This window comes from Rhodoferax sp. U11-2br (assembly GCF_018619435.1).
Taxonomy (GTDB): domain Bacteria; phylum Pseudomonadota; class Gammaproteobacteria; order Burkholderiales; family Burkholderiaceae_C; genus Rhodoferax.
The window spans coordinates 76,237-86,976 of record NZ_JAHFZF010000019.1; the positions used below are offsets into that span (position 1 = coordinate 76,237).

Genomic DNA, 10,740 nt, shown 5'->3' on the forward strand with positions numbered 1-10,740 from the left:
CCCTTTATCCCAAAGGGCTCTGGCTTACCAGGACAATACTTCGCCGTCGTAGCTGAAAAATCCGCCGGAGTCTTGCGGCGTCAGCTTTGCCAGGGTGGCTAGCAACTCGGCGGCGGCCACCTCGGGCTGGCGCACCGTGAGTCCGGTCTTGGCAAAGGGTTGCGACAGGGCGCTGTGCACCGTGCCCGGGTGCAGCGCCACACAGAAGGCCTGTGGCGCACGGCGGCGCAGCTCAATCGCTGCGGTATGCACCAACTGGTTCAGCGCGGCCTTGCTGGCACGGTAGCTGTACCAGCCACCCAGCCGGTTGTCTCCAATGCTGCCCACCTTGGCCGACAGCGTGGCAAAACACGCGGGCCCCTGGGCTGGCAGCAGCGGTAAAAAGTGCTTCATCAACAGCGCAGGGCCAATGGCATTCACCGCAAAGGCCTGCGCCATCTGTGTGGCATCCAGCTGCGCCCAGCTTTTCTCGGGCTGGTGGGTCGCGGTGTGCAGCATGCCGGTGGCGTCCACCACCAGTGCCAGGGTCAACGACTGGTCGTGTATCAGGGCTTTGACGTGGCTGGCGGCGGCGGCGATGCTGGCTTCATCCAGCAAGTCCAGCGCCGGGCTGCTGCGGCGGGACAGACCCAGCACCAGCGCATAACGCGGGTCGACCTGCAACTGCGCCAGCAGCGCAGAACCAATGCCGCCGCTGGCACCGATGACCAAAGAAAGTGCGCGGTAGCCCTTGTTGGTATTGGTCATGCTGCTATAAAAAATGTCATCTGGCCGCGCCTGAGATTCAGTGGTTTTTTGCCAGGTAACGCGCCAGATTGGCGCTGGCCTGCTGGCTGACTTGGCGCTGGAAAAACGGCGCCCAGCCCAGCACCCAGCCACCCAGGCCCAAAGCCTGGCGTGACCAGCGCCAGAAGTCAAAGGCATCACGGTGACTGTTTATCAGCCCTTCGGGAGTGAACGTGAAGTCTGCCTCCACAATGTTGTGCACCAGCCGTTGGCTAACGCTGAAGCGGTAGTGCGCCTCCCAATGTGCACGGCCGGTGTGGGCATCGGCCTGCAACTGGCTGAAGTCCAGCCGCCAGTCCTGTCGCCCTTGGCCGCTGGCAGCAGCGCACAACATGTGCCACATGCCCGCAATCTCATGCTGCCCTTTGAGCGAAAACACCGGGTCGTCAAACGTGGCGTTTAGGCTGTAACAGCTGCCCATGGCGTCAGCGTCCAGGGCGGCAAAAGCGGTGTAAAAGCGCGTCAGGGTGTCGGTCGAAGTGTGCATGGTGGGGCTGCGTTTTGATGTTCAAGCAGTGAGAGTGTCTCTTGAACTGGCTGCACGAGACAATCATTTTTGAGCCACACGCGTCCTCGCGCTGGCTTGGGTGCCGATCAGCGCCTCAGTTCAACGACAAAATCGTAGTAGTCGCTGCGGCACCAGGTGTGGGTGATTTCGACCGCACGCCCGTCGTCGAGGTAGCCAACCCGAGTGATGAACAACAGCGCCTGTCCGAGCGGGATCGAGAGGAGTTCGGCCTGCCGTGCCGTCGCGTTGGCGGCGCGGATGTGCTGCAGGGCGCGCACCGGCACCGAGTCGCGCGCCGAGAGGTAGGCATACAGCGAGTCCTCGACGGCCTCGGGGTCTGGCACAACTGAAACTGGCAAGGCGCTGGCCTCGTAGGCCATCGGGGTTTCGTCGGCAAGACGCACACGCTCCAGCCGCGCCACACGCGCGCCGGGCGACAGTCCGAGTGCCACCATTTCTTCACTCATAGCGGCGTTGATGACGCGCCTTATCCAGCGCGAACGCGGCACAAACCCGCGCTGCTTGAGTTCTTCGGTGAAGTTGGTCAGGCGCGTTAGCGGCTGCTCAAGCATCGGTGCGATGTAATTGCCCGAGCCGTGGCGAGACACAATCAAGCCCTCGTCAACCAGCGCGGCAATGGCCTTGCGCGCCGTGACGCGTGAAATGCCCAGCCGATCAGCCAGCACACGCTCTGAGGGGAGCGCATCGTCCACGCTGAAGCGGCGCTCGCGGATCAGGCGCGCCAGCCCGTTGCGGACCTGCAGGTACAGGTGAGAAGACGCGGCTGAGTCGAGGCTGATCTCGGCGACCAGCGAATCGATGGGTTCGGCATGAGAACTGTCGGAAGCAAGGCTTGTTTCGGCCATATCAGTCGCACTGGTCGTATGTTTGAAGGGGCCCCAGAAGCTCGACACGGAAAACGCGTTGGCGTAGAGGCTGACCATAATACCACTGCCACACCAGCGCCTCGCCGTGCGCGCCTGAGAGAGTGCGTCAAGTCATTGGTAAAAGGGCTGGAAGAGAGCATCCTGGCCCCTGCTTGGCACGGACAACGGGGTGATACCAGTTGTCGAAAGCTGCCACGTCGCCCCAAGCCCGGAACGACGGGTTTGCAGCTTAGGCTTACACCAGCTTTTGCATGGCTGAGGCGACCAGTTCAGCTTTGGGCCCGATGATGATCTGGACGCTCTCGCTGTTGAGCCGGATAACGCCGCTGGCACCGGCGCGCCGGGCGGCGGCTTCGTCCACTTTGGAGGTGTCTTTGAGCGTCAGACGCAGGCGGCTGATACAGGCATCGATGTTGGTGACGTTGGCTGCACCACCGATCAGGCTCAGGTAGGCCTGGGCAAGATGGTCGACCTCGCTGCCGCTGGAAGCGGGGGCGGGAGCGGGAGCGGGTGCCAGCGGTTTGACCTCTTGCGCCGGGGTTTCGGTGTCGTCTTCACGGCCTGGTGTCTTCAGGTGCATCTTGCGGATCACGAAAGAGAAAGAGAAGTAGTAGAGGGCGAAGAACACCAAGCCCTGCAGAATCAGCATGTACCAGTTGATCGCCAGCGGGTTGCGTGCGGACAGCACCATGTCGACCAGGCCCGCGCTGAAACCAAAACCGGCCATCCAGTGCATCTGTGCGGCGATGAAAACCGAAATACCGGTCAGCAAGGCATGCATCACGTACAGCAAGGGGGCCACGAACATGAAGGCAAACTCGATCGGTTCGGTCACGCCGGTGAAGAAGGAGGCAAAACCGGCGGCCATCATCAGCGAGGCGACACGCACCTTGTTCTCAGGCTTGGCGGCGTGGTAGATCGCCAGTCCGGCACCCGGCAGGCCGAACATCATGATCGGGAAGAAGCCGGCTTGGTACATGCCGGTCACGCCCAGGACGGACTTGCCTTCAGCCAGACCCTTGGCGCCAGCCAGGAAGTTCGGGATGTCGTTGATGCCAGCGACGTCGAACCAGAACACGCTGTTGAGCGCGTGGTGCAGACCGACTGGAATCAGCAGGCGGTTGAAGAAACCATAGATCCCGGCACCGAAGGAGCCGAGGCTGACGACGGATTCACCAAAATGCACCAAGCCGCCGTAAATGGCTGGCCAGATCGCCATCAGCGCGAACGAGACGAAGATCATCACGACAGAGGTGATGATCGGTACCAGTCGGCGTCCAGAGAAGAAGGCGAGTGCCTTGTTCAGTTCGACGCCGCTGAACCGGTTGTACAACTCGGCAGCAATCACGCCGCAGAGGATGCCGATGAACTGGTTCTCGATCTTCTTGAAGGCGACCGGAACCTGTTCCAGCGGGATCGACTGGATCTGCGCGACAACACTGGGCTTGAGCAGCGTCGTCACCACCAGATACCCCACCAGCCCGGCCAACGCGGCCGCGCCGTCCTTGTCCTTGGACATGCCGTAAGCGACGCCGATGGCGAAGAGAATCGCCATCTTGTCGATGATCGCCGCACCCGCCTGGATCAGAAATGCGGCGACGGCGCTATCCGACCCCCAGCCGTTCGGATCCAGCCAGTAGCCGATACCCATCATGATCGCCGCCGCTGGCAATACTGCCACCGGCACCATCAGCGCCCGCCCAATGCGTTGCATGTACCCTAGAACACTCATTTTGATTCCTTCTCAGAAATTGACGAAACAACGACTCACCACCGACTTACCTCACTGCCCGGCAGTCATGCCTTGGCAGCATCCAACCACGGCCAAACCTGTCTCACATACGCGCGGATGGCCTCGGCGGATGTCAGTTGCAACACCGCCTGCGCGACCGACTGGCACTCGGCCAGATTCAGTTTGCGCACCACGGACTTGATCTCTGGAATCACTGCGGGGCTCACGGAGAGCTCTGTGGCGCCGAGCCCGATCAGCAAGGGCACGGCCATCGGGTCTGACGCCATCGCGCCGCATACGCCCAGCCACCGGCCACTGCCGGCAGCCCCTTGGGCTGCGAGCGCCAACAGTCGCAACACGGACGGGTGCAGGGCATCCACACGCGCGGCCAGTGCCGGGTTGGTGCGGTCCATACACAAGGCGTACTGCGTCAGATCGTTGCTGCCGACCGAGAAAAAATCCGCTTCCTGCGCCAGTTGATCAGCAAGCACGGCGGCGGCTGGTGTCTCGATCATCACGCCGAGCTCAACACGCTCGGAGATACCCATCTCCGCTGCCAGGCGATCCAGCACAACACGTGTTGCCACGAGTTCAGCCAGGTCGGTCACCATCGGCAGCATGATCTTCACGGCCGAGCGCGGCTGCACGGTCAGGATCGCGCGTAATTGTTCGGTGAGCAGCGCTTCACGCGCCAGGGACAGACGGATGCCGCGCTGGCCAAGAGCCGGGTTGTCTTCCTGCGGCATCGGGATGTAGGGCAAGGATTTGTCGGCACCCACATCCAATGTGCGAATGATGGCGCTGCGCCCCTCCAGCGCGTCGATCACCGCCTGGTAAGCGGCGCGCTGTTCGTCCTGCGTGGGTGCGGTCTGGCGATCCAGGAACAACAACTCGGTACGCAGCAGGCCGACGGACTCGGCGCCGAGTGTCACGGCTTTGGCCGCGTCGGTGGCTGTTGCGATGTTTGCGGCAATTTCAATACGGACGCCGTCGATGGTGACGGCTGGTTCGTGGGCACAGGCCAACATCTGGGCTTGTACTTTCTGGCGTTGGCCGATCTCTGTCAGCGCGGTGGCAAGGCGCTCGGGGTTCGGCGCGGTGTCGAGCAGGCCGTTGTTGGCATCCACAATCACCTGGACGCCTGCGGGCACACCCGCCAGGCGTGGCCCGGTGGCGACCAGCGTGGGAATGCCCCGGGCACGGGCAAGTATGGCCACATGTGAGGTTGGCCCGCCCTGCGCCGTGACGATGGCTGCCACCCCGGCTTGTTCCAGCGCGGTGAAGTCTGAGGGCAAAAGATCGTCGGCCAGCACCACGGCATCCCGGGCAAACACCGGCGCGGCCCCATCGTCACCGGCCAGCTTGCGCAGCACCTGGCGCTCGATGTCGCGCAGGTCGCTGGCCCGCCCGGCGAGCAGGGGGCTGTTGGTTGCCATCAGGATCTGGCACTGGGTTTCTATGGCTGCCTGCCAGGCAAAAGCGGCGCTTTTGCCGGCGGCGATCAGCGTGTTGGACGCAGCCAGCAATTCGGGGTCCTCGACCAGGACGCGGTGGGCGGCAAAAATCTCGGCTTGCTCGACAAGCTGGCGCTGCTCGGCATCGGCGACGGCAGTCGCCAGTTCACCCCCAAGCGCTTGCAGCGCTGCGGCCAGAGCGCGCTGTTCAACGATCTCGCCGTCACCCTGTTCCTTGACGGCACGAATCGCATGTTCAAAACGAGCGGTCAGTCCCATGGCCAGCCCCGGCGAGGCAATCACACCGGCGAACTGGGTCGGTGGCAGGTCTGTTCTTGCGCTTGATTGGATGGACGTTGTGTGTGTCGGAGCCACGGATGCTGCTACGCTGACCGTTTCGAGCGCCGTGATGGCCGCCTCGATGGCATCACCCGCCTGGTGGCCGGTGGCGCGCAGCTCCACTTCCTCACCCTCAGCAACCGATAAGCCCATCATCGCCGTTGCGCTGCGCGCATTGGCGCTGGCGCCGCGCACACGCACCTCGACCGCAGCCGCAAAGGGTTTCAGTGCATTGGCCAGCAGTGCACACGGGCGCGCATGCAAACCGCCTCCATGGCGCACCACAGCCCAGCCATTGGCCGTTTCAACGTCACCGGTATCAACCGGAGCACTGACCGGCAAGGCGGTATCTGTGTTGGTGGCAACCAGGGTCAGAAGTGGATCGCCTGTCGATACGTTGCTGCTGCTGGTACGCGAGGTGATGTGAAAGTCGTCGCCGTTCTCAACCACGAGGATCACCATCGCTGGTTTGTTCTGGCGCTTGAGCAGGTCGATGTCGAACTCGATCAAGGTCTGGCCGGCCCGCACCACGTCACCCTGCACAACACGTGTGACAAAGCCTTCACCCTTGAGCAGCACGGTGTCCACACCGATGTGCAGCAGAACCCGTGCGCCGTTGTCTGCCTCCAGAAAGCAGGCGTGCCGCGACGAATGCAGTTGCACGATGCGTCCGGCGCAAGGTGCGCTCAGCACACCTTGCCCAGCACCGTGTGCCGGGTCAATGGCCAAGCCGTCGCCCATCATGCGACCAGCAAACACCGGGTCGGGAACGTTCTCTATCGCGACAACACGACCACTGGTAAACGCCAACAAATTCAGTTGCGGGAAGCCCATCAAAGTCTCCAAGAAATCTCCAGACACCATCGCCGAACAGCGGGGCTCGGGCACGGCACACACGCCGACATGTGTTGATATTAAAACCAGTGTAGTACCAGTTAAATCTGGCTGTCAACAGTTTGTATTGTTGGTAATTGCTTATTTATCTTTGAAAACAAGTGTATTGAAGTTGACTGCGACCTGTGAGGTGCATGGCGGTTACGGTTCTGGCTACTTGACCTGGTGCCATTGTGGTTCTATAGTGGCATTATCTGAATGAGGAACCCACTTTCATGTCGACATCTCTCACCGGCTGCATCCTGACGCCTGACGGCTGGGTTCGCGGCACGCTCACCTTCGATGAGCGCATCGCGACCATCACCGGGGAAAACGTCGCAGCTCCGCCACAGGACGAGGCCCTGATCCTGCCCGGATTCATCGATCTGCATGTGCACGGCGGCGGCGGTGCCGACGTGATGGACGGACACGGTGCTGTTGAGACGGTGGCGCGTTTGCATGCCCGCCACGGCACCACCAGCTTGCTGGCAACAACGATGACCGCGCCGCGTGACAGCATCGAACAGGCACTCACCGATGTTGGTCGGGCGATGCGCCAACGCGCTCCCGGTACCGCGCGTATTCTTGGTGTTCACCTGGAGGGACCGTTCATCAATGCCAGCCGACTGGGGGCACAACCCAGCGAAGCACGTACCGGCACGATCGAAGAGCTCAGCGCCTTACACGCGCTGGCCAGAATTCGTGTGCTGACCCTGGCGCCCGAAATCTCGGGGCACCTCGACTTCATCCGTCAGCTGAAGATTGCCGGCATCATTGCGCAAATCGGCCACAGCAACGGCAGTTACGAAGAGGGTGTGGCTGCGCTTGACGCTGGCGCAGGTGGCTTCACGCACCTGTTCAATGCCATGAGCGAGTTTCACCACCGCAAACCGGGCATGGTGGGCGCCGCACTGGCACATGCCGAGTTTGCCGAGATCATCCCCGACTTGTTACATGTGCACCCAGGCGCCATCCGCGCCGCGCGCCGGGCGATTCCCAAGCTGTATTGTGTGACCGATTCAACCTCTGGCGCGGGCATGCCCGATGGTGAGTACCACCTTGGCTCGCAGTGCGTGACCAAGTGCCTGGGCGGTGTGCGCTTGGCCGATGGCACATTGGCCGGCAGCGTGCTGACCATGGATCAGGCCTTCCGCAACCTGGTGTCGATCGGTATCCCCGCGCATGAAGCGGCGCGCCATGTCTCCACCCATCCTGCGGACTATCTTGGCGAAACCGAACGCGGGCGTCTGCTGCCAGGCGCCTACGCTGACATTGTTGTGATGTCGCCCGAACTGCAACTCACCCAGGTCTTTGTTGAAGGCGAACCCATCGAGCGCTCGCCCGCATCTCACTGAATAGGAATAGTCGATGGAAATCATCATCCAAGCCACCCCCGAAGCCGCAACCAGCGTTGCCGCGCGCATCGTTGCCCGCCTGCTGCGGGAAAAACCCAACGCGGTTCTCGGGCTGGCCACGGGCAGCACACCGCTGCTGTTGTACCGCGCGCTGATTGACATGAAACTCGACTGGCGCCGTGTGACCACCTTCAACCTGGACGAATACATCGGCCTGCCACAAGACCACCCGCAGTCGTACCACAGCTTCATGTGGGAGAACCTGTTCCGGCACATCAACATTCCCAAAGAAAACGTGAACATCCCGGACGGCAACGCGAGTGACATTCCTGGTTGCTGTGCGGCCTACGAGCAGCGCATCCGCGATGCGGGTGGCATCGACCTGCAGATATTGGGGATTGGTACCGACGGCCACATCGGCTTCAACGAACCCACATCGTCACTGGCCTCGCGCACACGCATCAAGACCCTGACACCGCAAACCCGCAAAGACAATGCCCGCTTCTTTGGCAGCGAGGCCGATGTGCCGGGCCACGTCATCACGATGGGCATTGGCACCATCATGGAGGCGCGGCAAAACCTGATGCTGGCCTTCGGTAACAACAAGGCGCGGGCCATTGCCGAAGCGGTGGAAGGGCCGATCACAACCATCAACCCGGCCTCCATCCTGCAGATGCACCCGGACGCCAAGGTCTGCCTCGACGCCGAAGCCGCAGCCCAATTAAAGCGGGCCGAGTACTACCGCTGGGTCTACGACAACAAGCCGGATTGGCAGCATCTGTGACGGCGTCAAGGCGGACTATTCCGTCTCCAAATCGAAAAATCACACGATGTTTTTGCCGTGCAACTCTGTCACGCCGGTGTAGTTGGCCAACTGGCGCCGGTTGGCCGGTAACAGTTTGCCGGCCGCGACGATCTCAATTCGCCGCCCCGGTTGCATCTGCATGGCCTTGAGCGCGTCGCGCCCCTCCCAGGCCGTTGTTTGCCCGCCAGATGTCAACACGCGGGTGATGCCGTGGATGGTGTTGAGTTGCTTGAACGACGCCTGTATGTCCGTTGAATAGTCAATGGCCTTGTGAAAGGTCACGGCCAGCGGCGCTGCTACGCGAACCAGGCGCTCAGTGTTGTGCATGTCGATGTGGCCGTCCTCGGTCAAAAGTCCGAAAACGACGCCAGCCACACCGGCTTGTTGGCAGCTTTTGATGTCGCGTTCCATCTGATCAAGCTCCGCCTCGGTGTACACAAAATCGCCACCACGCGGGCGGATCATGGCCACCACCGGAATCGACAGGCCCTGCACACAGCGCTGCACCAACTCGTGCGACGGCGTCAGGCCGTCTTGATCCAATGCCGAGCACAACTCGATACGGTGCGCGCCCCGCTGTTGGGCGGTCTGTGCCGCCTCGAACGATTCGACACAGGCTTCAAAGAGCAGAGAAGGAAGATGCGTTGCCATGCTTGTTTGGTTCTTGTTTGTAAATGACGGGTTCACGCCAGCCATAACAACAACTGCCGTGCCACCAGCGGGTTGCTGAGCAACTGCATGTGGTGGGTGTTGTACAGCACCATCTGGTGTGACGGCGCAAACACCAGGCAACGCGCCGGGTCGGCATGTTGGCCAAGCGCGCTGGGCAGCGGCACCAAGCCGTCGCCCAGCAGGCGGTCCGCCAGGCTGCCGCGTTTGGCGGCGGTGGTGGCCGCCACCGCATAACAGGCGATGCGTTCGGGCAGCGGCACTGGCTGGCGGCTGTCGGGTTGGCGGCGAAAGCGGTCATGGCCCTGCCAGTCCACATCCAGCAGGTGGCCGTAGCGCAGGTCGGTCACGCCTGCACTGCGCAGCTGGCCCAACTTGGCAAACGGGCGGCTGTAGGGTGTGCTGCCCAGCAGCTCATCGACCCAGTTGCCCGCGCGCTCCAGCGGCGCGCCGTGGTGGGGTGTGCCCAGGAACACGATGCTTTTGACCCGTTCGGGCCATGTCAGTCCGGCCTGGCTCGCATAAAACAGCGCACTGCGGATCAGCAGCCCGCCCATGCTGTGTGCCAGCACGGTGATCTGGCTCAGTGCCGTGGGCCAGCGCACCACCAGCGCTTCCAACTGCTGGGCCAGTGCATGGCCGTTTTGTGACACATGCAGGCCGCTGTTGTAACGCAAGTACACCGGGGTGTAGCCCAGCGCGCTGGACAGGCCGCTGGCATGGTTGACCGGGTGGCCCTGGCGCTGGGTGGTCCACTGCAGGTCGTTCATACACAGGCCGTGGATCACCAGCAGCAGCTTGGGTTCTGCGTTGGTGGGCGGCAGATTCGACGCCAAATCGGCCTCTAGCCCTTGTATAGGCTGGGTAGATTGCTCTGGTAAACGCAGCGTCATCGGCAGTGCCAGCGGGTTGTTGCTGGCGGCCAGGCGGTCACCCATCACCCCATTGAGGGCTGCGATCACCGCAAGGCGTTCGGGCGACTCGTCACTTTGGTCCTCCACCCCCTGCAGCAGCGGCTCCAGGCGCGTCAGGGCGCTGGCCAGTCCGCGCCCGATGAGTGCGGTGACGCCGTGGATGCCCTGGTACACCAGCCCGGTCAGGCCGCTGGTGTGCGCAGGTGTTGCCCCATGGGATGCGCCCAGCGTGCGCCAGACCGACTGGTGCACCCCCTCGGTGATGCCCGCAATGGCATGGGTAGCCTGCGTGGCCAGCAACGCCGCCGCACGCAAATCAGATGCGCGCACATGCCTGGGTTTGTTGGCGGGGCGTGCGGTGCTCATGTGCCATTGTGGCAAAGGCTGGGGCGCTTGATTAGGGCGGGGATACCAGGGG

Annotated in this window: 9 protein-coding genes; 2 read left to right on the forward strand and 7 right to left on the reverse strand. The window is 62.4% G+C overall.

The genetic code is table 11. The features are described 5' to 3' along the window. Positions 1-24: 24 nt before the first annotated feature. The 5 genes from KKO72_RS13285 to ptsP all read right to left on the reverse strand — a co-directional run bounded on the left by KKO72_RS13285 (position 25) and on the right by ptsP (position 6,540). Positions 25-747, reverse strand: coding sequence for an SDR family NAD(P)-dependent oxidoreductase (locus tag KKO72_RS13285; protein ID WP_214939058.1), 723 nt, complete (start codon positions 745-747; stop codon positions 25-27). 37 nt (positions 748-784) lie between these two features. Continuing rightward, positions 785-1,273 (reverse strand): nuclear transport factor 2 family protein, encoded by a 489-nt coding sequence (locus KKO72_RS13290; protein WP_214939061.1) that lies wholly within the window; start codon positions 1,271-1,273, stop codon positions 785-787. A gap of 107 nt (positions 1,274-1,380) precedes the next feature. After that, a complete protein-coding gene (locus KKO72_RS13295) occupies positions 1,381-2,160 on the reverse strand; it encodes a GntR family transcriptional regulator (protein WP_214939064.1) in 780 nt (259 codons plus the stop codon). 256 nt (positions 2,161-2,416) lie between these two features. Then, entirely contained in the window at positions 2,417-3,913 is a 1,497-nt protein-coding gene (nagE, locus tag KKO72_RS13300) for an N-acetylglucosamine-specific PTS transporter subunit IIBC (RefSeq protein WP_214939067.1), read from the reverse strand. A gap of 65 nt (positions 3,914-3,978) precedes the next feature. Beyond that, positions 3,979-6,540, reverse strand: coding sequence for a phosphoenolpyruvate--protein phosphotransferase (ptsP, locus tag KKO72_RS13305; RefSeq protein WP_214939070.1), 2,562 nt, complete (start codon positions 6,538-6,540; stop codon positions 3,979-3,981). Positions 6,541-6,815: 275 nt separating this feature from the next. On the opposite strand from ptsP, the gene nagA reads away from it, so the two are divergent. After that, positions 6,816-7,934, forward strand: coding sequence for an N-acetylglucosamine-6-phosphate deacetylase (nagA, locus tag KKO72_RS13310; protein ID WP_214939073.1), 1,119 nt, complete (start codon positions 6,816-6,818; stop codon positions 7,932-7,934). Between the two features lie 13 nt (positions 7,935-7,947). Continuing rightward, complete coding sequence (gene nagB, locus KKO72_RS13315; protein WP_214939076.1) at positions 7,948-8,718, forward strand: glucosamine-6-phosphate deaminase; 771 nt, start codon at positions 7,948-7,950, stop codon at positions 8,716-8,718. Between the two features lie 39 nt (positions 8,719-8,757). On the opposite strand, the gene KKO72_RS13320 is transcribed toward nagB, so the two are convergent. Then, positions 8,758-9,390 (reverse strand): copper homeostasis protein CutC, encoded by a 633-nt coding sequence (locus tag KKO72_RS13320; protein WP_214939079.1) that lies wholly within the window; start codon positions 9,388-9,390, stop codon positions 8,758-8,760. 32 nt (positions 9,391-9,422) lie between these two features. After that, positions 9,423-10,688, reverse strand: a complete 1,266-nt coding sequence (locus tag KKO72_RS13325; protein WP_214939082.1) for a triacylglycerol lipase — start codon at positions 10,686-10,688, stop codon at positions 9,423-9,425. Positions 10,689-10,740: the final 52 nt, after the last annotated feature.